This window comes from Pararobbsia silviterrae, from assembly GCF_003628125.1.
GTDB classification, from domain to species: Bacteria; Pseudomonadota; Gammaproteobacteria; order Burkholderiales; family Burkholderiaceae; genus Pararobbsia; species Pararobbsia silviterrae.
On sequence record NZ_RBZU01000004.1, the window covers coordinates 19,253 to 44,387 of the forward strand.

Consider the following 25,135-nt stretch of genomic DNA (forward strand, 5'->3'; position numbering starts at 1 on the left):
CCTGTGCGGCGGGGGGTGTCGTGGAGATCGGCGTGGGCTTGGCCGGCGGCCCGGGTGGGCGCGCGGCGGCTGATGGACGTGTCGGGGCGGGAACAGCCGAAGCATTTGCCGGTGCATGCATCGATGCACTGGCGGCGGCGCTCGGGACAGCGGTGTGGGAACTCACGATGGGGCGACTCGAGGCGACACGCGCGAAACGAAGCGACGCGCATGCGCGAGCCCCGTTGGACGCGGATCCAAAATTAATAAGCCAGCATATTATAGGGCGGCTTACCCCGACATTGGCGTTTGCCCGAACGGCGATATCGATGTGGGTGGACGTCTATCTATGCCGAGGGTTTGGGGAACGGACATACGGAGCTTAGGAATCGGTCATCGTTGCCTTTCGACGCGCTTGGGATTTGAGTTCTCCAAATGCCGCATGAAGGTCGCCCGCGTGCATCGAGACGGTTTCCTGAGTGCTCGCGAAGTGTTACAAATTTACGACATGTAAGAAATATATTTAGAATATTTAATCTAAGAATGCACGAAAAATCATCGATCGACGTGAGCGAGAACGACCTCATTTATCTCAAAAAACAAAGACTTACTGAATGAGGGACGGCGTACCGCTGTCGATACGTTGCTGGATCAATTGTAAATAGTTGTAATAAGTGGGCGCTTCATTCGTGCGCACGACATGCAATACCCTGTTACTTTCGGGATGCTTGCGAGGATCGAACGCGTGCCGAAGGACCGGCAATTTTTCCTCGCTATTCATGGCGTTTCCCATCCCAAAGCCCGGCGGTCTCATGGGCGCGGACAAGCGTGCACTCTGGCGGAAGGCTCCAGGCGCGCCGAGAGATGTCCAGAACAATCACGCCGTTTTTCAGAGCCGCACGTACCGCAGAATGAAGTTCAACCCATTTTTTGTGAACCACAATCTCTCGCTCGAAGCGGGGGATCGTGTTGGTGTCCGGGAAATCTACGACGATATCAACACGAATTCCGGGAACTGCTACATCTCGTATGCCGTCAGCAAGCTGCTGTCGCTGAAGGACTGTCCCGATGGCATCGTCAATGTGTTCAAGGCGAATCCGGACGAGATCGATTTCGACGCGATCAACCGCAACCACAGTCACGCATTCTTTATGTTCCAGGACCACCTCGGCGGTCAGTGGAATGCAGTCGACTGGACGCGCTTGCGCGCGATCGTTGAACGCATCGAGATTCCTTGCGTCGTGTTCAGCCTCGGCGTTTCGGGGATCAGCCGTGATCCGGCCGTTATCGTTGCGGGCATGAGCCCCGATGCGATCGCGTTCTTTCAGACGCTCGCGGCGAAATCGATTTCGATCGGCGTGCGCGGTCATATCACTGCGGGCGTGCTCGATCGGCTCGGCATCCGGAATTATGCGGTCGTGGGGTGTCCCACGTTTTTCGAGTCGGGTCCGCAGCGTGTCGTCGAGCATCGGCCGCTGACGCGCGATTCGAAAGTCGCGGGTCTGGGTTTGTTCTCGAGCGATTTCCTGACGAATATCCACTACGTCTTGCAGAGCGAGCTCGGGATCATCCGCGCGTTGATGGATGACAGCAAATTATCCGCGGCCGATTTGAGCGGGTTCAATCATGAAACCTGGCCGAATTTCCAGGCTTCGTTCCTCAATGCGCTTGACCACGATCGCGTGCATTTTTTCCTCGATGTCGAGCGTTGGCGCGATTTCTTCGACGACGTGGCGTTGGCGATCGGCGTGCGCATGCATGGCGCGATCGTGGCGTTGAACAAGGGTTGTCCGGCCATCGTCGCGGCCGGCGACGTGCGCGCTTACGAGATGTGCACGCTGTTCGGTATTCCGCACTACACGAATACGTCGCTGCACGACAAGACACCCGAGCAACTGGTCGCGATGGCCAATCCGGATGCGATGAATCAGGCCTATCCGGCGCTCTACGCGAAGTTCGATGCCTGGCTGTTCGACACGTGCGGATTGCCGCGGCGGACGACGGCGATCCAGGCGCCGCCGTTCAAATACACGAACATGCGATTTTTCCCGGGCCATATCGCGGCCGATCGCGTGCGCGTCGTGGGTCAACAGTCGCGTAGAGGGACGTTCGCGCGACTCGGGCAACGGCTCGAACAAGTCGATGTCAAGGTGTGGGCCGTGCGCCGGTTTGCCGCGCGATGCAAGGCCAGCCTCAAGTACCGACTCGGTATCGGCGCGGCCTGATTCGACTCGCATTCCGCCGCGGTCGGCGGAATGTCATCTGCTCCATGCTGTGCGGCGTCGCGAAGCGACGACTGCATGTCGCAGGGTGTCCAAGGACGGGGCGTCGGTTCCAATCTGCCGCGACGGCGACGCATCGTCGTACCATACGGCCCGACACCTCCTCAGACACAGCATGAAACGCGCACTCGAAAACCGGCTGGGATTTTTGATCGGCGATATTGCTCGCCGATATGGGGTCATTTACGACCGGCGTGCCAAACAGGAAATTGAACTGACGCGCGCGCAGTGCAGATTGATCGTCTATCTGTCCGCGTATGGCGAGTTGCGGCAGACGGATCTCGCGATGTTTGCCGATGTTTCGCCGATGACCGTCGCGCGCATGGTCGATCGGATGGAGACGGCGGGTTGGGTTCGGCGGCAGACCGATCCCGCCGATCGCCGCGCCTTTCGGGTGAGCATCACCGACAAGGCGGACGATCGGCTCGATGCCGCGCTTCTGCTTGGCGACGATCTGACGTCGAAGATGACCGAAGGGTTTTCGCAGGACGAGGTCGACACGCTGCTCTCGATGCTCAAACGCATGCGCGTGAATCTCGCGTCGTTCAACGAGGCCCGCGGCGGCGCATCCGGCGAGGACGACGCCACGCAGCGCGCGGACGCCGACGATCGTTGATGCGCGGCGCGCAATATGTCCGATGTGCACGATAGGCGCGATACGCATCGGGCCCGTCGAGGACGCGCATGACCGCGCGTATTGCACGGCCGAGCAGGGCCGTCATTACGCGTCTTCGTCGTCGGGCCAACGTTTCCAATAGCCCGAAGCCTTGATCCAATCGGGATTGTGGTTGCGCTCGTCCTGCAGATACAGCCGGATCCCGCGCACCGTGCGCGATTCCGCGCCGACCCAGACAAACGTATCGCCCTCGGGGAATTCGACGGCGCGCAACGCGTCTTCGAGACGCGTCGTCATCCCGGGTTCCTCGCCATTCCGATAGAGCCAGATGCGCTGGACGTCGGCCTTCGAATGCAGCGGCTGGCGTTCGTCCTCGTTTGCGACTTCGACGATCGTGATCGCCCGCGTGCCGGCCGGCATCTCGTCGAGCCAGCGGCCGATCGCGGGCAGCGCGGTCTCGTCGCCGATCAGCACATACGTATCGAAGTCGTCCGCGACGATGCGCGATCCGCGCGGGCCGCCGACGCCGAGCCATTGACCGGGCTTGGCCTGGCTCGCCCACGTCGAGGCGGGCCCGTCACCGTGCAGCACGAAATCGATATCCAGCTCGTTGGCTGCCGCGTCGTAGCGTCGCGGCGTGTAGTCGCGCGCGGCCGACGGCGTGACGCCCTGCGCGAAGCGAGGGCCGTCGGCCGTCATCACGGGCAGCGTCGGATGCGTGTGACCGGGCGGCGGGACAAAGACCTTGACGTGATCGTCGGGTGCGCCGCTTTCGAATCCCGCCAAGGCGTCGCCGGTCAACGTGATGCGCACCATGTGCGGCGTCAGCGTTTCGACGCGTTTGACTTCGAGCAGGCGCATGACGACGTCGCGTCGTACGCGCCGCATTTCGTGAGTCTGAAGTGTCGACATGAATGGGGTTCCTCGTGTTCGGATTACTTGGAATCGGCGTTGCGCGACTGCGCAATGTCGGCTGCCGCGCGTTCGAGAATTTCGATCACACGCGCCGTCTCGGCCGGGTCCCAGCTACGCGGATGGGTCAGCACCGCGCCCTTGAGTTGGCGGAACGCGGCCCGCAGCGACGCGGGAAGGCTCATCTTGCTCGCCATGCGGCCCGCGAGGTCCATGCGTTCGATCAACGAATCGGCGGCTTCGCGATGGGTCGCGAGGTATTCGCGGCCCTGATCCGTGATCCGGTACTGCTTGCGGTTCCCGCCTTCGGTGGTCGCCTCCGCGTAGCCCGCCTCTTCAAGCAGCGTGAGCGTCGGGTAGATGGCGCCCGGGCTCGGCGTGTAGGCGCCGCCGCTCATTTCTTCAATCACGCGGATCAGCTCGTAGCCGTGCCGCGCTTCCTTCTCGATCAGCGCGAGCAGCAGCAAACGCAGATCACCGTGTCCGAACATCCGGCCCATGCGCGCGCCGCCATCGCGGCCGCCCTGGAAGTCGGACATATCGTCGCCGCCGCCGAACGGACCGCCGCCGAAGCGGCCGCCGCCACGATGCCGGCCAATCATGTGGAACAAACGTCCATGGCGCTCGGCCATGTCGGAAAAGCAACCGTCTCGACGTCCACGCATCTTGAACTCCTTTCGAAAGTATCTAAAGTAATGCACTTACGATATATCGAAATATAGTCGAATTCAAGAAAAAAAATGCAATCGATCGGTTGTTCCGGGGCAGAGCCAAGCTGGGCGGGCGGTTCAGCGCATTATTGCGATTTGTGCAACGCACAATATTTTTGGTGCGCATCGACTATTCAGTGTTAACCCTTATACTCAGGGAAAACCCTAGTTCGGCATCACGTCATCGCACCGCGACTGTCGCGGGCGGGGCGAACCGAGGATCGACACGATGAATTTCCATACGCGCAAATGGGTCAAGCCCGAAGACCTGAACCCGAACGGCACTTTATTCGGCGGCAGCCTGCTCAAGTGGATCGACGAGGAAGCCGCGATCTATGTCATCACGCAGCTCGGCAACAAGCGCGTCGTCACGAAGCTGATCTCCGAAATCAATTTCGTGAGTTCGGCGCGCGAAGGCGATGTCATCGAACTCGGCATCACGGCGACCGAATTCGGGCGCACGTCGATCACGCTGCGTTGTGAGGTTCGGAACAAAATCACGCGCGAGAGTATTCTCACGATCAACCGGATGGTGTTCGTCAATCTGTCGGCCGAAGGCAAGCCGACGCCGCATGGCAAGACTCAGATTACCTACATGGACGCACCGACCCGGTTCGCCGCCTGAACGTTTCAGGCTTCAGCGGTTACCGTGATGATTCCATTTTCAGTTCTTGATCTTTCGTCGATCGTCGAGGGCGCGAGCGCGTCCGATGCGTTTCGACATTCCGTCGATCTCGCGCGGCATGCCGAGCGTTGGGGCTACACGCGCTACTGGCTCGCCGAGCATCACAGCATGCCCGGCATTGCGAGCGCGGCGACATCCGTCGTGATCGGTCACGTCGCGGGTGCGACGTCGACGATTCGTGTGGGTTCGGGCGGCATCATGTTGCCGAACCATGCGCCGCTCGTGATTGCCGAACAGTTCGGCACGCTTGCGTCGCTGTATCCGGGACGCATCGATCTGGGCCTCGGCCGCGCGCCCGGCACCGATGGTCATACGGCGCGCGCGCTGCGCCGCGGCGCGTTCGATACGGCCGATACGTTCCCGCAGGACGTTGTCGATCTCAAGGCGTATTTCTCGGGCCGCGGCGTGTCGGGCGTGCAGGCCGTGCCGGGCGCGGGACTCGATGTGCCGCTTTGGCTGCTGGGATCGAGCCTGTTCAGCGCGTCGCTTGCAGCCGAGCTCGGATTGCCGTTCGCGTTCGCCTCGCACTTCGCGCCGGATCTCATGGAGCGCGCGATCGATCTGTATCGAAGCCGGTTCGCGCCGTCGGCGCAATTGAAGAAGCCGTATGTGATGCTCGGCGTCAATGTATTCGCCGCGGACACAGATCGTGAAGGCGAGCGCATCATGACGTCGATTCAACAGCAGTTTTATCAATTGCGCAGGGGTTCGCCGGGCAAGCTTCGTCCGCCCGTCGATTCGATGGAACACATCTGGGACGAACTCGAAGCCGTATCGATTCGCCGCGCGCTGCGCTGCGCGTTCGTGGGCTCGAAACAGACCGTGCGCGATGCGGCGATCGCCTTCATCGCGCAGCATCAGCCCGATGAGCTGATGCTGACGTCGATGACGTATGACCACGCGGCGCGGCTGCGTTCATTCGAAATCGCCGCCGAGGTTCGCGATGAACTGGCGGCGGAGTCCGGGACCGAGCGCACCTTGAGTCACTGAAGCGGACGCGCCTAGCCGACGTGAACGTCGACGCGGCGCGGCTTCGATTCCTCGCGGCGCGGAATGCGCAGTTTGAGCACACCGTCCTTGAGATTGGCCTCGATACGCGAGGTATCGAAGTCGTCGCTGACGACAAAACGTCGTGCAAAGAGCGGCGTGCGCAGCAGCGCCTGTGCTTCGGCATGCGAGAACCGCAGATGCGCGGGCGTCGCGACGACCGCTTCGGCTTCGATCGATAGACTGCCGTCGTGCACGCGGATATCGAGCTTGTCGCGCGGCACGCCCGGAAGATCGGCGAGCAGGGTAATGGCCTGCGCGTCTTCGAAAATATCGAACGACGGCGTCACGGTCGTGCGGCGCGTCGCTTCGTCGACGTTGCGCCCCGCAACGTTTGCATGTTCGTCTGCTGCCACGTGGGTGTTTTCGCTCATGATCGAACCTCGGATTTATTGAATCGTGATGGCGCGCGGCTTCGACGCTTCGCGCTTGCCGATCGAAATCAACAGGCAGCCGTCGGTGTAACGGGCCTGAACCTTGTCGGGGTCGGCGTATTGGGGCAGCTCGATCACGCGCCGAAACGCGCCGCTGAAGCGTTCACGTGCATAGTGTTTGGCATCGGTCGCGGCGTCGGGACGCGCACGTTCGCCGGCGATGGTCAGCACGCCTTTGTCGATCGAGACGTCGAGCTTCGACGGATCGATGCCCGGCACGAACGCGACGACTTCGATCGAATCGTCGGTCGAGCCGACGTTGACAGCCGGGTAGGCACCGGCCTGTGTCGAGCGCAAGCTTGTCGGCGCACCGCCGAATACGGTCGAAAGATGCCGCTGCAGGCGGTCGAATTCGTTCAATAGATCGGTGCCGTAGTAGAGGCTACTCATTGTCGATCGCTCCTCGTTTTGGCATGCCGATACGTGCGAATCAAACGCGCGCTTGCGGGCATGCCGATGTCATGATGGTTGCGCAGCCCATCGCTCGATGCCTTGCATCGTCGAGTCGTCTGCGGCCTGAAGCGAATATAGGTAGGGCTTCGAAGGTTTCAAGAGCGGCCGAGGGATATTGCTAGGACCTCTTGAAACGCGCTCGAACGCCCATACAATGGCGCGCGGCGGACGTCGGATGCGCGCTTGGCGCGTAAGGAGACGGTCCTCGAAAAAGCGATGCGGGCTGAAGCGATGGGTATCCCGTGCTCAAATGCAGACTGCGTTTCGCGCGACGGCGCACGTTCATGCGTAGGGCGGCGGCGTAGACTGCGAGCGACCAGGTGCGGCCGTGCCTGAGTATGTCCATGGCATCGCGTGCATGGCGTGATGTGAATTTCCGATCGGGCAAGCGCATGCATTCATTCGTCGCGGCGATCGTCGTTCTTGCTCTCGTGGCGCCATGCGTTGCGCATGCGGCGTCCGATGCCGCATCCGCGGATGATCAAGCCGCGTCGGAACCTGTTGCGCCGCAACCGGAGTCGCCGGGCAGGGGCGCGCTCAAGTTCGGCACGCCGCCCGCGAAGGGGGAACCGGAGGGCGTGACGCCGCTGCAAACGCCGGCGACGCCTATCCCCTCGATGGAAGCGCCGCCGACGGAGGCACCTTCGAACCCGACGCCACCGACGCAAGCGCAACCTTCAGAGCCGGCACCCGCGCAAACAGAGCCGACGCAGGCACAGCCAACGCAAATACCGCCGACTGAAACGGTGCCGGTGGAAGCGCCGCAGCCGCAGACGTCACCAACGCAGACGCCACCGGCGCAGACAACACCGACGCAAGCGCAACCCTCGGAGCCGGCACCCGCGCAAATACAGCCAACGCAGGCACAGCCAACGCAAATACCGGCGACTGAAACGGTGCCGGCGGAAGCGCCGCAGCCGCAGACGTCACCAACGCAGACGGCACCGACGCAGACACTACCCGCACAAACCGCCCCGACTGAAGCCGTACCCGCGCAAACGCCGCCGCCGATCGCTGCTCCGGCTCCCGCACCTGTGTCGCCCGCATCAGCGCCTGCGGCGGGTGCGTCGCCGACGCCCGCGCCGTTGCCGCTCAATGCATCGCAGCAAGCCTGGCTCGGTGCGTTGCGGGCGGCGATCGCGAAGACCCAGCGCGGCGATACGAAGGGCGCCGAAACCGACTTGGTCGCGATTCGCGCGGACCCGAACTTCGCGACGGCCTCCGTCGGCCTCCAGGCGAGCATCGATATCATGCTCGCCGGCTGCGAGCAGGCGAATGGCGAGGTCGATGCGGCCTACGCCGACATGCTGCGCGCGGGGCAAAGCGATCCGGCGATCCGTAGCGCCGCGTATTGGCTCTCGCTGTCGGTGCTCGCGAGCACAACGCGTCGCTACGACATCGCCGCCGTGGCGATGGCGGGCAGCGTCTCGGCCGATACCGCGCGCGCCGCGCAACTCGATAGCCGTTTGCTACGCGATATCGTCAACGACACGCATAGCCTCAAGGACGGCGAACCCGATCGCGAATTGTTGCTTCGGGCGCTCGACGAGGCCCACTATGCGCCGCGCAATGGTGTCGATATCTGGACCGTCGAGTCATTCTGGCTCGAACTCTTCGAACTCGATGTCGCGCATGGTCGAGACGCCGACGCGCGCGCCTTGCTTGACCGCATCGACATCCCGTCGATGATCGCGAGCATTCGCGCCGACAGTCGTTATCGCCGCTTCGTCGAAGGCAATCCGGCTTTCAGCGACGGTGCGCAGATCAACGAACGATACGTCGCGAATCGCAAGACCTTCGCCGATGCACATCCGCGCCAGATCGGCAGCGTGGCGGCGCATGCGGTCGCGTTGATGGAAGTCGGCCGCTTCGTCGACGCGCTCGCCTTGCTCGACGACGCGATCGCGCGCGCGGCACCGCCCGCCGCGAGTGCGCCTCATGCCTTCGATGATGAACGCGAGAATCTGCGCTGGGCGCTCGATGACCGCAGTCATGTGCTGTGGCGCATGGGACGTTGGGACGAGGCGATCGCAACCGAAACCCAGGCGCGCGAGAACGCGATGTCGGCGGGCGGCGATATGGTGAGTCAACGGATCAATCTTGCCGACTTGCTCTATTTACGCGGCAAGCCGCGCGATGCGCTGGCCGAACTCGCGGGCGTGACGAGCGAGACGGCGAGCGACTATGGCTTGCTCGAAGCCGACGAGGTCCGCGTGTGCGCCGCGGTGCAGCTCGGCGATCAGGACATGCTCAAGACCTCGCTCGACCGACTCCGCTCGCATCGCGACGATGCGCCCGGACCGCTTCGCGCGGCATTGATGTGTGCGGACGACGAGGCCGGGCTTGCCGCGATGATCGCGGCTCGGCTCGACGATCCGCTCACGCGTAACGACGAACTCGGCGCATTGCAGATTCATTTGCCCGAGCCGCATCCGACGGAATTCGAGGCCTTGCTTGCGAAGCGTTTCGACGCGGTGCGCAATCGCGCCGAGGTCCGCGCCGCGATCGACAAGGTCGGCTTTGTCGAACCCTATGCATTCTATGCGCCGAACCGTTGAACGCACGAGTCGCGTTCGCCGCACGAGCCGGGAACGCCGCGCATGGATCGACGTGGCATCGACGCCGCTATGTCCGCCCAAGAAAAAAGCGACGCTCACCGTGAAGTGAGCGCCGCTTTGTCAGTGTTACCTGCAGGGCTCGACCCGCGCGATCGAGATCACGCGGGTCGACGCGTCGCGCTCCGCTTACGCGTGAGCGACGGCCTTGCGCGGCGTCACAGCCGAAACGACGACCGTGACGACGATATTGACGACGAGCGCGATGATGCCGATATAAAGCGGATACGCAGCCGATCCGAGATGCACGGTATAGACGGGCTTGAGACCTTGAATGATCGCAAGCGACGTGCCGATCACGATGCCGACGAGCCAGCCGAGGAACAGGCCCGGCGTCGACAGGCGGCGCGTATAGAGCGTAAACACGATCGCCGGCAGAATCTGGAGAATCCAGACGCCGCCGAGCAATTGCAGATCGATCGCGTACTGCGTCGGCAGGAAGATGATGAACAGCAGTGCGCCGAACTTGACGACAAGCGAGACGAGCTTCGCATTCGCCGCTTCCGCCGCGGGCGAAATGTTCGGATTCACGAGCGGACGCCAGAGATTGCGCGTGAACAGATTCGCTGCGCCGATCGACATGATCGCGGCCGGTACGAGCGCTGCGATCGCGATCGACGCAGCCGCGAAACCGACGAACCACGACGGGAAAATCGTGTTGAACAGCGCGGGCACGACGTCGCTGGCGGCCGTGACCTTGACGCCCGCGGCAATCGCCATATACCCGAGCAGCGCGATCAGACCGAGCAGGATCGTGTAGGCCGGCAGGAAGATCGCGTTCTTGCGGACCGTCGTTGCCGAGTTCGACGACAGGACGGCCGTCATCGTATGCGGATACATGAACGCAGCCAGCGCCGAACCGAGCGCGAGCGATGCATACGCCGTGAATTGCGTCGGCTTGAGCACGATGCCCGTCGCGCCGCCCTTGGCCTGAAAGAACGTATCGGCCGCATGGAACACGCTGCCGTATCCGCCGAGCTTTTCGGGAATCACGATGACCGCCGCGATGACGACGATGTAGATCATGATGTCCTTGACGAACGCGATCATCGCGGGCGCGCGCAAGCCGCTCGCATACGTGTATAGCGCGAGGATCACGAACGCCACGATCAGCGGCATTTCGCCCGAGACACCGAGGCTCTTGATGACGACCTGCATGCCGACGAGCTGCAGCGCGATATACGGCATCGTCGCGACGATGCCCGTGATGGCGACGGCGGCGGGGAACCACTTGCCGCCGTACTCGCCCTGCACGTAATCCGCGCCCGTGATGTGGTTCTTCGCATGCGCGATTTTCCAAAGCTTCGGCATCACGGCGAACACGAACGGATAGACGATGATCGTGTACGGCAACGCGAAGAACCCATAGGCGCCGACCGAGTAGACGAGCGCGGGCACCGCGATGACCGTGTAGGCCGTGTAGAAATCGCCGCCGACGAGGAACCACGAAATGACCACGCCGAACTGACGGCCGCCGAGACCCCACTCGTGCAGTTGCGTCATATCGCCGGCCTTCCAGCGCGCGGCGACGAAACCGAGCACGGTGACGAGTACGAAGAATGCGATGAAGACGGTCATCGCCACGCCGTTGATGGACGTCGTATCGATCACTTGATGCTCCTGTAGACGATATAGAGCAGCAGCGAGGTCAACGGCACCCAGAGGAATTGATACCAGTAGAAGAACGGGAAGCCGAGAAACGCGGGTTCGGCGCCGTTGTAGAACGGGAGCCAAAGCAGCGCGATGAAGGGAAGCAGCAGAAGCCAGCGCACTAGGCCCGGCTGCCGCTCCTGATCGTTCGTTGTCATATCTGTGGTTACCTCTATCGGAATGGAACTTCCGGTGCGATCGATTTGAAATCGTTCTGTAAGCGGAGCGCGCAGACTGACGCGGCCCGAATGCCCCGGTGCGACAGGCGGGTTTCGTGGTCTAGGCGGCCCGTCGCGCACGAATTATGTGTGAATTCCGCTCGGTTTGCAGTAACGCACATGCGCGCCTACACCCATATGTCGCGCGTGTGAAAGTCAGTCGAAAATCTTCCTTGCTTTCCAAATAATTTCAACATGCTTTCGATGACGCGCTAAGAATGGGCGCGGATCGATCCGATTCGCCACCACGACGGCAGCAATGCTTGAACGTCGTCGCGGCGATATCGGTCGTCGATCAGGTGAACCGAACCGACATCGCATTCCGTCCGGATCACGCGGCCCGCGGCCTGCACGACTTTCTGAAGGCCCGGGTAGAGGTAGGTGTAGTCGTAGCCGTTACCGAAACGCTCGTGCATGCGGCGTCGCACGGCTTCGTTGACGGCGTTGAGCTGCGGCAGGCCGAGGGTTGCGATGAATGCGCCGATCAGACGCTCGCCCGGCAGATCGATGCCTTCCGAGAACGCGCCGCCGAGCACGGCGAAACCGATGCCTTGCCCGCCCGCCTGGAATCGTTCGAGAAACGCCGTGCGCCGTGCCTCGTCCATGCCTTGCGTCTGTTCCCACACGGGCAACGCGGGGTGGCGCGCGCGCAGCAGGGCCGTCACGCGCTTGAGATAGTCGAAGCTGCTCAGAAAGCCGAGATAATTGCCGGGACGTCTCGCGTATTGCGCGGCGATCACGTCGACGATCGGTTCGAGCGAACGCTCGCGGTCGCGCCACCGCGTCGACACATCGCTCACGACATTCACGCTCAATTGCTCGGCACGAAAGGGGCCGGGCACATCGATCGTGCGCGTGTCGTCGGGCAGACCCAGGGTGTCGCGATAAAAATGAAACGGACTCAGCGTGCCCGAGAACATGACCGTCATATGCGCGGACACATAGCGTGGCGCCAGAAAATGCGCGGGAATGACGTTGCGCACGCATATCGACGCATGCGGATTCGGCGTGCGCGCGTCCCGCTGCGGATCTGCCGTGTCGGGTGATGCTTCGGCATCGGGGATCGCGTCGAGCGTGACGTCGAACAGCGAATGCGATCCGAAGGCTTGCGCGAGACTGCCGAAGTGCAGCGCGTCGAAATAGAACGCCAGCAAGGCGTCGTTCTTGGAAAAGGCCGACTCTGCAAGATGGTCGGTAATGCGTGTCGTCAGATTCTGGAGTGCGTTCAGAAGTTTGACGGGAACCGCATCATGGACGAGATAGGTCGTCGTCTGGTCGCGCACGACGGCATTCCACTGGCGCTTGAGCGAATCGAACGATTTCCGCAAACGTACCGGCGCGGCCTGACGCGCGGCCTTGAGCGCGCGTTCGTCGAGCGACGCCGTGTACATCGCGCGTGCGCGATCGACGAGATTGTGGGCTTCGTCGACGAGCACGCCGACACGCCAGACATGCTCGAGCGTCAATGCGTAAAGCAGGGCGCTCGTATCGAAGTAGTAGTTGTAGTCGCCGACGACGATATCGGCCCAGCGCGCCATTTCCTGCGATAGATAGTATGGGCAGACGTCGTGCGCGAGCGCGACCTCGCGCATCGTCGCACGGTCGAGACGCGCATGCGCGACGGCTGCTTCGCGCGCGGCGGGCAGGCGATCGTAAAACCCTCGCGCAAGCGGACAGGATTCGCCATGACACGCATTGTCAGGGTATTCGCAGGCTTTGTCGCGCGCCACGAGTTCGAGCGTGCGCAGCATGAGCACGGGTCGTGTGTCATGTGAGTCATCGGTTGGCAAAGCGTCGGCGAAGCCGTCGCGCAACTGGTCGATCGCGTCGAGCGCGAGCGCGCGTCCCGAGCTTTTGGCCGCGAGATAGAACAGTTTGTCGAGATGTTCACCGGGGCATGCCTTGAGCGCGGGAAACAGCGTGCCGAGCGTTTTTCCGATGCCCGTCGGCGCCTGGGCCAGCAGATGTCCCGCGTGTTGGGCCGTGCGATAGACCGCGACGGCCAACTCGCGTTGACCCGGGCGGAACGTCGCGCGCGGAAACGGCATCGTTTCAAGCGCGGCATTGCGTGCGGCACGATGGGCCTGCTCGCGTTGAGCCCATTCGAGAAAGCGCGCGCAATGCAGATCGAAATGCGCGGCAAGCTCGGCCGCGGTTCGCTTTTCGACGAGCGAGGTTTCCTTCTGCGAACTGATTTCGAAGTAGACGAGCGACACTTCGATCGCATCGAGTTCGCGGTCTTCGCAGAGCAGATGCGCGTAAATGCGGGCTTGCGCCCAATGTAATGCGCGATGGTTGTCGGGGATCGACGTGAACTCGCCGCGGTACGTCTTGACCTCTTCGACGCGGCGCGCGACGGGGTCGAAGCCGTCGGCGCGGCCGCGCACGCGCAATGCGCCGTAGCGGCCGTTCAACGCGACTTCGGTTTCATAGGGGCCCGTCCGATTGCCCGCCACGAGTGCGTGGCCCGCGATGCCTTCTTGCGCCGTCGGCGCGGGCGTGAAGCGTAGATCGAGATCGCCTTCGCGCGCGGTGAATTCGCATAGGGCACGAACCGCGATCGTATACGTCATCGCGTGTGCGCCGGATCGGAGCGCGTATCGAGCGATGCTCCGCGCGTCGCGTCGTCTGCATCGTCATCCGCTTCGTTGTCTGCTTCGTCGCGCCACGTGACGTGCAGCACGTCGACCGGAACGCCATGCGAGCCGCAGAAACCGATCCAACGAAGCTGATTGTCCTGCAGCCGGTCGCCGGGCCCTTTGACTTCGATAAGCCGATAGCGCCGCTCGGCAGGCCAGAACTGGATCAGATCGGGCAGGCCGGATCGATTGGCCTGGATATCGGAAAGCAGGCGTTCGAAACAGCGCGCGAGATCCGCGGCGGGGATGCAGTCGAGCGCAAGCGTCAACAGATCCGCGCTCAACGCGGGCCATGCGACGAACGGCGACTGGATCCCGTATTTGCTTGTAAAGCGCTCGAGAATCGTCGCGCGATAGGCGTCCGATTCGAGTTCGGCGAAACATGCGGCGAAAATCGTTGCGCGCCGCGCCTCGAAATCGGGCGCATGCAGATCGGCTGGGCCGCTTTGAAACGGATGAAAAAATGCGCCGGGCACGGGGGCGAAGATCGCAGGCCAGCAGAGCAAGCCGAACAACGCGTTCAGCAAGGTATTTTCGACGTAGTGGACCGGTGCATCGTCGCGCGTGAGCGCATTCAACGCGACCCATTCGACACGTTCGCCATCGCGTGGCCGCGGCAGGACGCGATCGATACGCGCGATCGGAGCGGGCGCCTCCGATGCGATCACGTCGAAGCGCGCATGCGAGGCCATCTCTCCGCGCGCGGCGCGCAGTCGCTTGAGTCGCGGCATCATCCGCGCGACGCGTTGACGTTCTTCATCGTTACGCGGCGTGTGCATCGCGTCGAGTGCGAGGGTCCAGGCGTCGTCGATACAGGCGCTGAGTTCAAGCACGCGAATCAGCCGATGGCGCGCGCCCGGATACGATGAAGCGCGATACGCGATCCGCGCGCGATCCCAGTCGCGCAAACGCTCGCAGTGCTGACCGATTTGATAGAAGAGCTTCGCGCGGCGTGTTTCAAGCCATGCATTGTCGGACTGCGCGTCGTGCACTGCTTGAAGCACGGCATCGAGATCGAGCGCATCGCCGAGTTCGAGCGCGGCGCGGCACGCGTGCATGCCGAGGTATGTGTCGATATCGTCGCGCGACTGGAACGCGCGCGACGATACGTCGAATTCGACGGGTTCGTAGCGATAAATGCCGAGATCGGCGAGTACGAACTCCGACCATTGCTGATAGGCGTTGCCGAAAAACATGACGCGCAGGCGCTCGCATAGCGGCGTCGACGTGACGCGAATGACTGCGTCGGGCGCGTCCGGACGCCAGGCGGAATAGGGGCGAGGTTCGGTGTGCGTCGCGCCGAGATGCGCGAGCCACTCGGCTTTGCGCGCCGCGGGATCCAGCGCGTTGCCGAAGATCGCGCGCAATTCGGGCTTCGTGAGCAGCGTGAACAGCAGATCGAGATCGAGCACGGGTGTCGTGTCGATCCAGCCGAGTGCGGCAAGCGGCGCGATCGCGGCCTGCGTATCGCCGATTTCGTCGTAATCGAGTCGGCTCGTTCTGAAGACGTCTCCGCGCCGCATCAGCATGCGCACGAGCAGCGCGCGCGACGCGAGCGGCACACCCGCGAACGCGCGCAGAAAATCCGTCTCTTCTTGCACGAGCAGGTCGTCGTAGCGTTGCGCGATCCACGCGAGCGCACGCTCGAAATTGGCCAGGTAGTAATAACGGGGATCGGACGGCGTCACGGTCGGCGAATCGCGCGGAAACATGCTGTATGGATATACAGCATCATAGCAGGCCGAATCCGCGGTCGGGCAAGACACGCGGGCGACCGTGTCCCGTCGCCCGAGCAGGCCACGCGGGCATGCTTAGAAATTGCCTCAAGAACGCCCGAAGAACGCGATGGCTAGAGAGCGGAACGCCGAAAGGGCGGAGCGTCCGAAGAACGGCGCGCCTAAAGATTGCTGTATGAACTGCACCATCCATGCGCCGCGACACGTTTCGCGCCGAATAAGGTGCAGCCTCCGGCATCGTCGCCGGGCTGGCCCTGATACAGCGAACAATTGCTGCACTCCTGGCCGGCGGCGTAGTTCGAGTAGCGGCCTTTGTCGACCTTCGACGCGTCTTCGACATAGCCGAGCTGCTTGGCGTTCGGATCCGATTCGCTGAGCCGCTGTGCGTCGGCACGGGCGAGCCGCGCGTACGCGAGCGATGCCGCGGCGCTTGCGCCGAGAATCATGAAACTGCGTCGTGATGCCTTCATGGCGAGGCTCCTTGGGGGACGGTCTAGCATAGCCGTCGAGCAGCATGGCTTCAATGGAAGCGACGCGAGGTCTTGCACGAACCGCGCACCAAGCGTGGCATAATCGCGGCCAATTCATGAGTCTGTTTCGCGTGTTTGCTCGCTTATGCGTAGCCGTTTGTTTCGCAAAATTGGTGTGATGCTCGGGATGTTCGCCATCCTGATGGCGACGCTCGCGCCGACGGTTTCGCAAGCACTCGTGGCCTATCGCCAGCACGACGCGCAGACGCGCATGCATTGCTCGATGGCGTCGATGCATGGGATGGCGTCCATGTCGGGCATGCATGACACGATGCCGGGCATGGCGATGCCGATGGATATGGCCATGCCGATGGATGCGGCCATGTCGCATGCGATGCATGGCGGCATGGATCACGGCAATCCGCTCTCGATGTCGCATGGCGATGCATGCGGCTATTGCAGCCTGCTTGCGCATATGCCGTTTATTCCGGTCGTCGAATCGCCGTTCGCGATCACGGTCTGGGCCATTCAGCATCGCGCGCTGACGCGTTTCGAAACGGTTCGGCGTGTCGAACCCCTGACCTTCGCGCAACCGCGCGCCCCGCCTTTTCTCTCTTGATCTGAGTGTGATTCGTTGTCGCCGACCTCATGCGCGTCTTTGCGCGCGTCGTCGGCGGCGAGGACGCGCGTCCGGAACCGGCGCGTGTCCTCTGCGTTCGACCCATTTCAAGGATTCACTATGTATTTCTTTTTCGCGCGCGGGCCGCTGCCGCGCGCTGTGCTGCCGCTCGTCGCGGCAATGAGTGTGGGGGCGGCGGTTTGGTCGGGCGGCGCGCAAGCGCATGCGATTGCGGGCGATCGCGTGTTTCCGGCGACGATGGCCGTCGACGACCCCGGCGTGGGCGACGAATTCGATCTTCAATACGGGCATGTGCGTGTGCCGGGCGACGACGGCGATCAAAGCATCAACACATGGGATTTCGAGTGGGACAAGCTCATCACGCCGAATCTCGCTTTGAGTATCGGCGGGACCTATGTGATGCAGAACAATCCGACGGCGAACGGATTCGATAACTTCGAAATCGGCGCGAAGTATCTGCTTTACGTCAACGAAGCCCACGAATTCATGACGTCGGTCGGCGTCGATGCCGAACTCGGCGGCACGGGCAGCCGTGCGGTCGCCGACAATTTTTCGACGATTTCACCGACGATTTTTGTCGGCAAGGGCTTCGGGGATCTGTCGGATTCGCTTGCCTACTTGCGGCCGATCGCCGTGACCGCCGAAGTGGGGCCGTCGCTCACGACCGGCAGCGGTCAACCGAATGCGTTCGACTATGGCTTTACGATCCAGTACAGCCTGCCGTATCTCGAACAGCATGTGCATGACATCGGATTGCCCGAGCCGTTCGCGAATCTGATCCCGCTCGTCGAAGTCCCGTTGTCGCGCAGTCAGGGACAGACGACGGGCACGATCAATCCGGGCTTCATCTGGATGAATCGCTATGGGCAGCTCGGCATCGAAGCGCAGATTCCGATCAATCATGCGAGCGGAAACCATCTGGGCGTGCTCTTACAGGCCCATATTTTCTTTGACGACGTCGCGCCGAACTCGATCGGCAAGCCGTTGTTCGCTTCAAAGTAAGGAGAATCGAATGCATTCGAATCGATTGATGTGGCGCGTGTCGGCCCGGATGGGCCGCGTCATCGCGAGTTGTGGCGTGTGCATGATGTTTGCGGCCACGGCGTCGGCTCATGTGTTCCCCAAGCATCAGGACCCGGGTGCGGGCGCATCGGTGTCGGCGCCGAAGGAAGTGCGGATCCAGTTCGACGGTCCGCTCGAACCCGCGTTTTCGACGCTGACCGTCACCGATGGGAACGGCAAGGACGTCGAGGCCGCGAAGTCGGCGGTCGATGCCGCGCATCCCGATGTCATGAGCGTGGCATTGCCGTCGTTGACGCCCGGCCATTACGCGGTGCATTGGGCGGCCGTCGCGGCGGACGGTCATCGTACGCATGGCGATTACACATTCGAGGTCAAATAAGTGCTGACGAGCCTGGATCCCGTTGTGGTTGCGCAGATGGCGCTCGGCGCGATCGCGGACATCGCGTTCGCGGTCGTGCTGGGCACGGCGTTGCTCGGCTTCGGCGCGCAACGACGCGCCATGGCGCTGCGAATCGCGACGACGATCTGGCTCGTGATCGAATGTGTTTACATCGTGTCGGAAGCGAGCCAGATGGCGGGTCAGCCGCTGTGGGCAGCCTGGCCTCTGGTTCCCGTCGTTCTGCGCACGACGCACTTCGGGCGCATGTGGTTGCTCGGCATCGGTGCGGGACTCGTCGTGTTTGGCATCGCGTGCTCGTTCGAACGCGGGCAGTCATCCGGCGGTGTACGTCGATGGTGGATCGTCCTGGCGTGCGCGGTCATCGCGTTTGCGCATGCGGGGACGACGCATGCGGCCGACGCGGGCGACTTCTCGCTTGCCGAATGTGTACACGCCGTGCATCTTTGGACCACGGCGGCCTGGGGCGGTGTCGTGATTGCCGCCGCATGGCCGCTTCGCCGCACGTTCCGGCCCTGGTCGAGCGAGACGCTCGACCATTTGCACCGCGTATCGCTGATTGCGACGTTGACTTTTGCGATCGCGATCGCAACGGGGGCCGCAAACGCATGGCGAGGTCTGGGCGGATCGCTTGCGCCGCTGTCGACGAGTCTGTGGGGCGAATTGCTCACGGCCAAATTGATCGTTGTCTGCGCGGCCGTTTTGATCGGCGCGATCAACCGGCTTGCGCATCTTTCACGCCGGCATTCGATCGATCGTCCGACGCTTGACGTCTTTATGCGCTTGCTCTCGTTCGAGGCCGTTCTGATGGTCGCGGTATTCGCGGCCGCGTCGATACTCGGGCACAGCATGCCCGCGGCGGTCGGCTGAGGCGCGTTCCGATACCGCGCGCGGCGTATCGAGCGAGTGTTGTCGCGATCTGTAACGGCGGCACGCGCGGATCTTTCTATTCTGCTTCAAAGCGGATTTCAAGTCGCTTGCACATGAACGCGTTCGGCAGTGCGACGCCGCGAATGCGCGGCATGCGCTGTTCGACGACGCTAAACCCGAAACGCTCGAAAAAAGGTTGTGCGGTCCGGCTGACATCGGCAGTCAGCGCGACAATGCGATGCGCCACGGCCGTCTCGTGAATGCGCGTCATGAGCAGGCGACCCGCGCCTCTGCCTTGATGGTGTCCGGACACGAAGAAGTGATCGATGTATCCGTTGTCCTGGATATCGGCATAGGCGATCGGCACGCCCTGATCGTCCACGACGAACGGCGACAGACGGCGGATCTGCTCGGCCCACGCGTCGAGCGCGATATCGCGCGGTGCCCACGCCTCGATTTGTTTAGGCGAATAATCGTGTCTGGCGATTTCGCGGACCGACGATCGAAAGACATCGAGCAATGCGGCCTCTTCACCTTGACGATATTTTCTGACAAACATAGGCATGCTTATGAGGTGTCCGAGTCCAAATTATTGATGTGCTTTGCGTGGATTTCGTAAGACTTATTCGAGAAAATAGCGTCTCTTTCGACGCGTATTTTGAGCGAATGTACGCACGTTGAGGGTTCCTCTTTAACGTGGCTCGTGGCATAGTGCGACCAGCCCACGGATGAGGAGCCTCTAATGCCCACCTTAGAACAAATTCAGCTCAAAATCGCAAAGTTGCAAGCGCAGGCAGAGGCGATCGCGACAAAGAAAGCCACCGTCGTTCTGAATCAAATTGCGGCGTTGATGCGCAAGCATGGTTTGACGACCGAACACATTGAAACGCATCTGGCGACACGCAAGCCGCGTGGGCGTCCGGCCAAAGCGGCGACGCAAGCGTCGGCCGCGGCACCGAAGAAGCGTGGCCGTCCTGCGAAGGCCGATTCGATGGCGAGAAAGAGCAAGCTGCCGCCCAAGTATCGGCATCCCGAAACGGGTGAAACATGGAGCGGTCACGCGCGGCCTCCGGCATGGATCAAGGACGTCGCGGATCGCTCGATCTATCTGATCGCGGGCGCCGCAACGCGTGCATCGTCGACGACGAAGAAGACGCGTGCGTCCAAGACGGCCGCACCCAAGGGCGTTGCAAAGAAGACCGGCACGCGTGGCGCGGGACGTGCGGCCGCGAACGGCGCGGCGAAGAAGGTGACGGCGCGTAAGACGCGACGGAGTCCCGCTGAAAAACAGACGCAAGCGGCCGAAGCGCGTGCCGAGTAAGCATGGTCCGGCGCCGATGCGATGCGTGAATGCAGGCGGCGCAGATCCGCGAGTCTAAAAAAGGAGCATCGTATCGATGCTCTTTTTTTTTACGCGCGGCGCTTGGCCTTCGTGCGATGAAACAAGTTGCCCGGGTGCAAGAGAAATCCCGCGATTCGACGCGGCCGATCGAGCCGCGACAGAATGCGCGACTTGGGTGCCGCGCGTGACGGGCTGTCGAGCGATACCGCGTCGACGCTCCACTGTCCGCGCGCTTCACGTCGCATGACCCACTTCATGCCGTGACAGCGAATGACGAGCACGTCATCGCCCTCGTACTCGAGGACTGCGGCATAGGAGCCGTCGCGCACGAGCAAACCCGGCCGATATTTAAAGTCGCTGACAAGGGCCTTGCAGACATGGCAGTACGGATGCCCGCCGTCATGTGGGATTACGCCTGGAAATTCTGTACGCTTTTGCTTCATACCGGATCCGATGAGTCGTCACATCCCGAGCGACTTCTGGCTTTTTGCGCCTCTCTGCGGACGCCGTCAAGTATCGCTTGCCCGGCAGCAAGAAGTACGCCCGTATGGATCCGCCGTACGCAACCGGTTCAGGCCGCGCAGCGATCGTGAGCGCGCACGGCTTTCGCAGCACATCTGCATCTCGCGATTCGAACTGCTTGACGTGACGCAGCAAATTTGCGCGCGAACCGTTGCACGACGGATGTTTAGGGGAAACCCGAAAATGCGCACGATCATGCGATTTCTATGCGACTCTTTGGCACGCGGACGCATTCGAGTCTTGTTCTGTATCGCTTAGAGGAGGCAAAGGACCGTTCATGGATATTCCGTCGCTCAAGCACGTCGTCAGCCAAGAAGAATGGCAATTGCGCTGCGACCTCGCGGCCTGTTATCGGCTTGTCGCGCTATACGGTTGGACCGATCTCGTGTTCACGCATATCAGCGCGCGCGTACCGGGTCCCGGTCATCGTTTCCTGATCAATCCTTATGGCTTGCTGTTCGATGAGATCACCGCGTCGTCTTTGATTCTTGTCGATCAGGCGGGCCATTCGGTTTCGGAAACGTCGTTTCCCGTCAATCGCGCGGGGTTCGTCATTCATAGCGCGGTGCATGCCGTGCGCGAGGATGCGGGCTGCGTGCTGCATACCCATACGCGCGCGGGCGTCGCCGTCAGCGCGCAAAAGCACGGCGTGCTGCCGATCTCGCAACAGTCGACTTTTGTGCTCGCTTCGCTCGGGTATCACGACTATGAAGGCGTCGCGCTTCACGACGAAGAAAAGCCGCGCCTGCAAGCGGATCTCGGCCGCGCGCATTTCCTGATGTTGCGCAATCACGGTCTGCTGACGGTCGGGCGCACGATCGCGGATGCGTTTCTGAATATGTATCTATTCGAGACTACGTGTCAGATTCAACTCGCCGCGCAGGCGTCGAGCGAATTGACCTATGTGAATCCGGCGGTCCTCGACGGCGTCGCTGAATCGAGCCGCACGCAAACGGGTGGGCAGGGTGGTTTGTTCGTCTGGCCGGCGATGCTGCGCAAGCTCGATCGGATCGATCCGAGCTACAAGACCTGATTGAGCCGCCTCGACGTGCACCGGACGTTCCGCGTGCACGTTGAAATGTATCCCCGCTCGATACGAACCGCGTACACGCACCGGAACCGGAACCGGCATCGCGCGGAGTCGCTCATCGACGTCGGTCACGCCGGACGTCATTCCCAACGCGACACGTGACATGCGTCACGCGACATCCGCCACACGCGCTCGCGTGCGCTCGATGCTTCGTTCGCTGCCTATCGATTCCGTTTGAACAAACGAAATTTGCGTCTGAGGATTTCAATCGGACGCGCAATATCTTGCAAAGATGCTACGCTGCACTGAAATGCATTCGGCATGCATTCAGCTGTCAAATTCGGGTTTTGGCGCCCGAGTGATGAGAATAGATGCATGCCGGATGCAAATTATGAAGGCCGCGAGCGCGCACCGGACTGGAAAGGACGCGCGGCGTAGTACATACGGGGCCGGTGGCGTCAGCGACCGGGGCAGCACGGAACGACACGCGCACCGCTCGAGCGGTGCGCACGACAGTGGACGGCTAGCGTTGCTCAAGGGAGCCCCCGATGCGCACCCCCCTGCCTTTCGAGCCCGAGTTGAGTGAGGGTCGTGGTACGACGCACGCCGCATGGTCGGCGCCTTATGACTTTGCGCGCGCCTTGCGGCATCACACCGATGTGACGCCGCGTGCTTTCGAGTCGAGCGGCACGACGGATACGCCGTGCATTGCCGATGAGACCGCTTGGCGCATCCTGCCGCGCTCAGGCCCGACACCCGTGCGATCGGCGCACGCGGGCGTGCGATTTTCGCGCTGGCGCGATGCCCATGAATATGGCGGCGAATATCAATGCCAAGCCGAAGCGGGCATCTATACGCTCGGCATCGCACTGCAACCGACCGATGCCGTGCTCGTCGTCGACGGGCGTCGTGTTCACGAATCGGCGCTGAGGGTCGGTTCGATTCTCGCGAGCGGTCCCGGTCAACACTGGCATGCCGAATTCCGCCGTCGGTCGGATTTTCTGCACGTCCATTACGATCCGGAATTTCTTTCGGACTGCATCGAGCGCTCGACGGGCCGCCGCCTCGACATCGGCGAACTCTTTGTCTCGCCCGTCGTGCTGGTCGACAACATCACGCTTGACCTCGCGCGATCGCTGATCGCCAGCGCCGAATCGAGCACGGGATTCGCGGAGGTGACGGCTCATGCGCTGGGTACCGCGATCGCGGCGCGCGTGCTCGAGCTGCTTCATGAAACGCCGCGTCTGTCGCGCATGCTCGCGCAGGGCGCGCGTCAGCCCGCGGGCCCCGCGACACTTGCGCCGTGGCGCATGCGCAAGGTGCTCGCGTTCATCGATGCGAACCTCGGTCGACCCTTGTCGCTACAGACGATCGCCGACGCAAGCGGGCTCAGTAAAATGCATTTCGCCGCGTTGTTCCGCGCGTCTACGGGACTGAGTCCTTCAGAATTCGTTGCGCAACGGCGCATCGAACGCGCGCAGGACTTGCTGCGCACGACGCCGATGCAAGTCGTGGATGTGGCATTCAGTCTCGGCTTCCAGACGCAGGCGCATTTCTCGACCGTGTTCAAGCGTTTGATCGGAGAGGCGCCTTCCGAATGGCGTCGCCGTCATGCCGCGGGTGACGCGCTTCATGAAGCGTCGCTGACGCAGGCATGACGTGAAAATGGCCTGAAAATGTCCTGAGCATGGCGCGAATCTGACATCGGGCCATGCGATTTATTGCGGCTTGATAAAACGAAGCGTCATGCGATCGGATTCTCCGATCGCGAGCATTTTCGCCCGGTCCTTGTCGCCGCCCTTGAGCGTCGGCGGCAGCGACCAGACGCCATCGGCATAGTCTTTCGTGTCGCGCGGATTCGCATTGATATCGCTTTGCGCGTCGAATTTGAAGCCGGCTGCCAGCGCGTGCGCGATCACATAACTCTCGGGCACGTATCCGGTCTTGATGATCTGGTCGAGCGTGGTATTCGGACGCGCGCGATGTTCCTCGACGCCGAATACGCCGCCAGGCTTGAGCGCGGTATAGAACGCGCGCAGATTCGCGTCGAACTGGCCGTCCTTGATCCAGTTATGGATATTGCGGAACGTCAGTACTTCGTCGGCGCTGCCCGGCGCAAGCCCTGCGATGCGACCCGCATGCAAGGTGTCGACGATCACGTGATCGAACGTCGCGGGGTGATTGGCGAGCTTGGCCTTGAAGTGTTGCTCGTCCTGAGCGAATTCGCTCGCGAGCGCGGGATCCTTGCTCTGGTAAAGCACCTCGTAAAGCGTGCCGCGGTCGCGCAGAAACGGCGCGAGAATTTCGGTGTACCAACCCGCGCCCGGCGCGATTTCAACGACGGTGTCGGTCGGTTTGACGCCGAAGAATTCAAGCGTTTCGCGAGGATGCCGGTATGTGTCGCGCGCACGAAACGCTTCGGTGCGCTGCGGTCCGTTGACGGCAGCGTCAAGTGCCTCGTCGGGGGTGGCGTCCGATGCGATGGTTTGGGCGATCGCAAGCGAACTCGCGACGGCGAAGGCGAGTGCCGCCACCATGCGAACAAGGGTATGCGCGGCCGGGCGTTGTCTGGCGATGGGCATGAGTCGTCGTTGGGGCTTGAGCGATGCGCTAACCCCTTTTTATTAAAGCGTCCATTGTGCCTAAATTCGGACACGCGCGTCGGGCACTTAAATAAAGCATCATGCGCCCGGAAAGCTGCTTGAAATGCGAAGCTGTCCTTGCGGATCGCATGAATTTTTTTTTGATGCACATTGCAGTCTGCGATAGATGAATTCGTCAGGAAAGGCTAAAAAGGCGGAATGAGCCTCAAGAACTGTCATGGCGCGACGGCGTTGGGTGTAAACCCTGATTCAGGAGCGCGCC

At 62.1% G+C, this 25,135-nt stretch carries 23 protein-coding genes and 1 pseudogene; 12 read left to right on the forward strand and 12 right to left on the reverse strand.

Going from position 1 to position 25,135, the window contains the following annotated elements; translation table 11 throughout:
• Window positions 1-890 precede the first annotated feature (890 nt).
• Both D7S86_RS10545 and D7S86_RS29510 read left to right on the forward strand, forming a co-directional pair.
• Window positions 891-2,204, forward strand: a complete 1,314-nt coding sequence (locus D7S86_RS10545) for a polysaccharide pyruvyl transferase family protein (RefSeq protein ID WP_158601922.1) — start codon at window positions 891-893, stop codon at window positions 2,202-2,204.
• Between the two features lie 172 nt (window positions 2,205-2,376).
• Window positions 2,377-2,877, forward strand: a complete 501-nt coding sequence (locus tag D7S86_RS29510; protein ID WP_158601923.1) for a MarR family winged helix-turn-helix transcriptional regulator — start codon at window positions 2,377-2,379, stop codon at window positions 2,875-2,877.
• A gap of 105 nt (window positions 2,878-2,982) precedes the next feature.
• On the opposite strand, the gene D7S86_RS10555 is transcribed toward D7S86_RS29510, so the two are convergent.
• Together D7S86_RS10555 and D7S86_RS10560 are read right to left on the reverse strand one after the other, a co-directional pair.
• Window positions 2,983-3,789: a siderophore-interacting protein gene (locus tag D7S86_RS10555; protein WP_121086188.1), complete on the reverse strand. Its 807-nt coding sequence runs from the start codon at window positions 3,787-3,789 to the stop codon at window positions 2,983-2,985.
• Between the two features lie 23 nt (window positions 3,790-3,812).
• Window positions 3,813-4,454 carry a PadR family transcriptional regulator gene (locus D7S86_RS10560; protein WP_240648090.1) on the reverse strand — a complete coding sequence of 214 codons (642 nt, stop codon included), beginning with the start codon at window positions 4,452-4,454 and terminating at the stop codon, window positions 3,813-3,815.
• 274 nt (window positions 4,455-4,728) lie between these two features.
• Here D7S86_RS10560 and D7S86_RS10565 point away from each other — a divergent pair.
• Both D7S86_RS10565 and D7S86_RS10570 read left to right on the forward strand, forming a co-directional pair.
• A pseudogene (locus D7S86_RS10565) lies at window positions 4,729-5,100 on the forward strand (acyl-CoA thioesterase); the annotation flags it as partial.
• A gap of 51 nt (window positions 5,101-5,151) precedes the next feature.
• Complete coding sequence (locus D7S86_RS10570) at window positions 5,152-6,174, forward strand: LLM class flavin-dependent oxidoreductase (RefSeq protein ID WP_121086192.1); 1,023 nt, start codon at window positions 5,152-5,154, stop codon at window positions 6,172-6,174.
• Window positions 6,175-6,185: 11 nt separating this feature from the next.
• Here D7S86_RS10570 and D7S86_RS10575 read toward each other — a convergent pair whose 3' ends face one another.
• Both D7S86_RS10575 and D7S86_RS10580 read right to left on the reverse strand, forming a co-directional pair.
• A complete protein-coding gene (locus D7S86_RS10575) occupies window positions 6,186-6,605 on the reverse strand; it encodes an Hsp20/alpha crystallin family protein (protein ID WP_121086194.1) in 420 nt (139 codons plus the stop codon).
• 15 nt (window positions 6,606-6,620) lie between these two features.
• A complete protein-coding gene (locus D7S86_RS10580) occupies window positions 6,621-7,055 on the reverse strand; it encodes an Hsp20/alpha crystallin family protein (protein WP_121086196.1) in 435 nt (144 codons plus the stop codon).
• A gap of 1,097 nt (window positions 7,056-8,152) precedes the next feature.
• Here D7S86_RS10580 and D7S86_RS10585 point away from each other — a divergent pair.
• Entirely contained in the window at window positions 8,153-9,676 is a 1,524-nt protein-coding gene (locus D7S86_RS10585; protein ID WP_121086198.1) for a hypothetical protein, read from the forward strand.
• Between the two features lie 186 nt (window positions 9,677-9,862).
• Here the strand turns inward: D7S86_RS10585 and mctP are convergent, their stop codons facing one another.
• The 5 genes from mctP to D7S86_RS10610 form a co-directional block, all read right to left on the reverse strand.
• On the reverse strand, window positions 9,863-11,311 hold the full coding sequence (gene mctP, locus D7S86_RS10590; protein ID WP_121086877.1) for a monocarboxylate uptake permease MctP: 1,449 nt from the start codon (window positions 11,309-11,311) through the stop codon (window positions 9,863-9,865).
• Window positions 11,312-11,340: 29 nt separating this feature from the next.
• The gene (locus D7S86_RS10595) at window positions 11,341-11,541 is read right to left on the reverse strand and encodes a DUF3311 domain-containing protein (protein ID WP_121086200.1); all 201 of its coding nucleotides are present in this window, start codon (window positions 11,539-11,541) and stop codon (window positions 11,341-11,343) included.
• Between the two features lie 272 nt (window positions 11,542-11,813).
• On the reverse strand, window positions 11,814-14,174 hold the full coding sequence (locus tag D7S86_RS10600; protein ID WP_121086202.1) for an ATP-dependent DNA helicase: 2,361 nt from the start codon (window positions 14,172-14,174) through the stop codon (window positions 11,814-11,816).
• Window positions 14,171-15,952 carry a VRR-NUC domain-containing protein gene (locus tag D7S86_RS10605; RefSeq protein ID WP_121086204.1) on the reverse strand — a complete coding sequence of 594 codons (1,782 nt, stop codon included), beginning with the start codon at window positions 15,950-15,952 and terminating at the stop codon, window positions 14,171-14,173. The genes D7S86_RS10600 and D7S86_RS10605 overlap by 4 nt, the downstream gene beginning before the upstream one ends.
• A gap of 185 nt (window positions 15,953-16,137) precedes the next feature.
• The gene (locus tag D7S86_RS10610) at window positions 16,138-16,446 is read right to left on the reverse strand and encodes a high-potential iron-sulfur protein (RefSeq protein WP_121086206.1); all 309 of its coding nucleotides are present in this window, start codon (window positions 16,444-16,446) and stop codon (window positions 16,138-16,140) included.
• A 145-nt stretch (window positions 16,447-16,591) separates the two neighbouring features.
• Between D7S86_RS10610 and D7S86_RS10615 the strand changes: the two genes are divergently transcribed.
• From D7S86_RS10615 to D7S86_RS10630, 4 genes are all read left to right on the forward strand, one after another.
• Window positions 16,592-17,065 carry a DUF2946 domain-containing protein gene (locus D7S86_RS10615; protein ID WP_121086208.1) on the forward strand — a complete coding sequence of 158 codons (474 nt, stop codon included), beginning with the start codon at window positions 16,592-16,594 and terminating at the stop codon, window positions 17,063-17,065.
• 120 nt (window positions 17,066-17,185) lie between these two features.
• A complete protein-coding gene (locus D7S86_RS10620; protein WP_420813227.1) occupies window positions 17,186-18,088 on the forward strand; it encodes a hypothetical protein in 903 nt (300 codons plus the stop codon).
• Between the two features lie 49 nt (window positions 18,089-18,137).
• Window positions 18,138-18,488, forward strand: coding sequence for a copper resistance CopC family protein (locus D7S86_RS10625; RefSeq protein WP_240648107.1), 351 nt, complete (start codon window positions 18,138-18,140; stop codon window positions 18,486-18,488).
• Complete coding sequence (locus D7S86_RS10630; protein ID WP_121086210.1) at window positions 18,489-19,376, forward strand: CopD family protein; 888 nt, start codon at window positions 18,489-18,491, stop codon at window positions 19,374-19,376.
• A 76-nt stretch (window positions 19,377-19,452) separates the two neighbouring features.
• Here D7S86_RS10630 and D7S86_RS10635 read toward each other — a convergent pair whose 3' ends face one another.
• Window positions 19,453-19,935 carry a GNAT family N-acetyltransferase gene (locus D7S86_RS10635; protein WP_121086212.1) on the reverse strand — a complete coding sequence of 161 codons (483 nt, stop codon included), beginning with the start codon at window positions 19,933-19,935 and terminating at the stop codon, window positions 19,453-19,455.
• 183 nt (window positions 19,936-20,118) lie between these two features.
• On the opposite strand from D7S86_RS10635, the gene D7S86_RS10640 reads away from it, so the two are divergent.
• Window positions 20,119-20,697, forward strand: a complete 579-nt coding sequence (locus D7S86_RS10640) for an H-NS histone family protein (RefSeq protein ID WP_121086214.1) — start codon at window positions 20,119-20,121, stop codon at window positions 20,695-20,697.
• An 89-nt stretch (window positions 20,698-20,786) separates the two neighbouring features.
• On the opposite strand, the gene D7S86_RS10645 is transcribed toward D7S86_RS10640, so the two are convergent.
• On the reverse strand, window positions 20,787-21,161 hold the full coding sequence (locus D7S86_RS10645) for a hypothetical protein (protein ID WP_147432292.1): 375 nt from the start codon (window positions 21,159-21,161) through the stop codon (window positions 20,787-20,789).
• Between the two features lie 356 nt (window positions 21,162-21,517).
• Between D7S86_RS10645 and D7S86_RS10650 the strand changes: the two genes are divergently transcribed.
• Both D7S86_RS10650 and D7S86_RS10655 read left to right on the forward strand, forming a co-directional pair.
• On the forward strand, window positions 21,518-22,273 hold the full coding sequence (locus D7S86_RS10650) for a class II aldolase/adducin family protein (protein ID WP_121086218.1): 756 nt from the start codon (window positions 21,518-21,520) through the stop codon (window positions 22,271-22,273).
• Between the two features lie 545 nt (window positions 22,274-22,818).
• Complete coding sequence (locus D7S86_RS10655) at window positions 22,819-23,928, forward strand: helix-turn-helix domain-containing protein (RefSeq protein WP_121086220.1); 1,110 nt, start codon at window positions 22,819-22,821, stop codon at window positions 23,926-23,928.
• Window positions 23,929-23,988: 60 nt separating this feature from the next.
• On the opposite strand, the gene D7S86_RS10660 is transcribed toward D7S86_RS10655, so the two are convergent.
• Window positions 23,989-24,852 carry a class I SAM-dependent methyltransferase gene (locus D7S86_RS10660; RefSeq protein WP_121086222.1) on the reverse strand — a complete coding sequence of 288 codons (864 nt, stop codon included), beginning with the start codon at window positions 24,850-24,852 and terminating at the stop codon, window positions 23,989-23,991.
• Window positions 24,853-25,135 lie beyond the last annotated feature (283 nt).

Excerpts from the sequence above, each read along its gene's own strand:
- D7S86_RS10545 (WP_158601922.1), top strand. The coding sequence starts at position 891 with ATGAAGTTCAACCCATTTTTTGTGAACCACAATCTCTCGCTCGAAGCG.
- D7S86_RS29510 (WP_158601923.1), top strand. The coding sequence starts at position 2,377 with ATGAAACGCGCACTCGAAAACCGGCTGGGATTTTTGATCGGCGATATT.
- D7S86_RS10555 (WP_121086188.1), bottom strand. The coding sequence starts at position 3,789 with ATGTCGACACTTCAGACTCACGAAATGCGGCGCGTACGACGCGACGTC.
- D7S86_RS10560 (WP_240648090.1), bottom strand. The coding sequence starts at position 4,454 with ATGCGTGGACGTCGAGACGGTTGCTTTTCCGACATGGCCGAGCGCCAT.
- D7S86_RS10570 (WP_121086192.1), top strand. The coding sequence starts at position 5,152 with ATGATTCCATTTTCAGTTCTTGATCTTTCGTCGATCGTCGAGGGCGCG.
- D7S86_RS10575 (WP_121086194.1), bottom strand. The coding sequence starts at position 6,605 with ATGAGCGAAAACACCCACGTGGCAGCAGACGAACATGCAAACGTTGCG.
- D7S86_RS10580 (WP_121086196.1), bottom strand. The coding sequence starts at position 7,055 with ATGAGTAGCCTCTACTACGGCACCGATCTATTGAACGAATTCGACCGC.
- mctP (WP_121086877.1), bottom strand. The coding sequence starts at position 11,311 with ATGACCGTCTTCATCGCATTCTTCGTACTCGTCACCGTGCTCGGTTTC.
- D7S86_RS10595 (WP_121086200.1), bottom strand. The coding sequence starts at position 11,541 with ATGACAACGAACGATCAGGAGCGGCAGCCGGGCCTAGTGCGCTGGCTT.
- D7S86_RS10600 (WP_121086202.1), bottom strand. The coding sequence starts at position 14,174 with ATGACGTATACGATCGCGGTTCGTGCCCTATGCGAATTCACCGCGCGC.
- D7S86_RS10605 (WP_121086204.1), bottom strand. The coding sequence starts at position 15,952 with ATGTTTCCGCGCGATTCGCCGACCGTGACGCCGTCCGATCCCCGTTAT.
- D7S86_RS10610 (WP_121086206.1), bottom strand. The coding sequence starts at position 16,446 with ATGAAGGCATCACGACGCAGTTTCATGATTCTCGGCGCAAGCGCCGCG.
- D7S86_RS10615 (WP_121086208.1), top strand. The coding sequence starts at position 16,592 with ATGCGTAGCCGTTTGTTTCGCAAAATTGGTGTGATGCTCGGGATGTTC.
- D7S86_RS10620 (WP_420813227.1), top strand. The coding sequence starts at position 17,186 with ATGTATTTCTTTTTCGCGCGCGGGCCGCTGCCGCGCGCTGTGCTGCCG.
- D7S86_RS10625 (WP_240648107.1), top strand. The coding sequence starts at position 18,138 with ATGGGCCGCGTCATCGCGAGTTGTGGCGTGTGCATGATGTTTGCGGCC.
- D7S86_RS10635 (WP_121086212.1), bottom strand. The coding sequence starts at position 19,935 with ATGTTTGTCAGAAAATATCGTCAAGGTGAAGAGGCCGCATTGCTCGAT.
- D7S86_RS10640 (WP_121086214.1), top strand. The coding sequence starts at position 20,119 with ATGCCCACCTTAGAACAAATTCAGCTCAAAATCGCAAAGTTGCAAGCG.
- D7S86_RS10645 (WP_147432292.1), bottom strand. The coding sequence starts at position 21,161 with ATGAAGCAAAAGCGTACAGAATTTCCAGGCGTAATCCCACATGACGGC.
- D7S86_RS10650 (WP_121086218.1), top strand. The coding sequence starts at position 21,518 with ATGGATATTCCGTCGCTCAAGCACGTCGTCAGCCAAGAAGAATGGCAA.
- D7S86_RS10655 (WP_121086220.1), top strand. The coding sequence starts at position 22,819 with ATGCGCACCCCCCTGCCTTTCGAGCCCGAGTTGAGTGAGGGTCGTGGT.
- D7S86_RS10660 (WP_121086222.1), bottom strand. The coding sequence starts at position 24,852 with ATGCCCATCGCCAGACAACGCCCGGCCGCGCATACCCTTGTTCGCATG.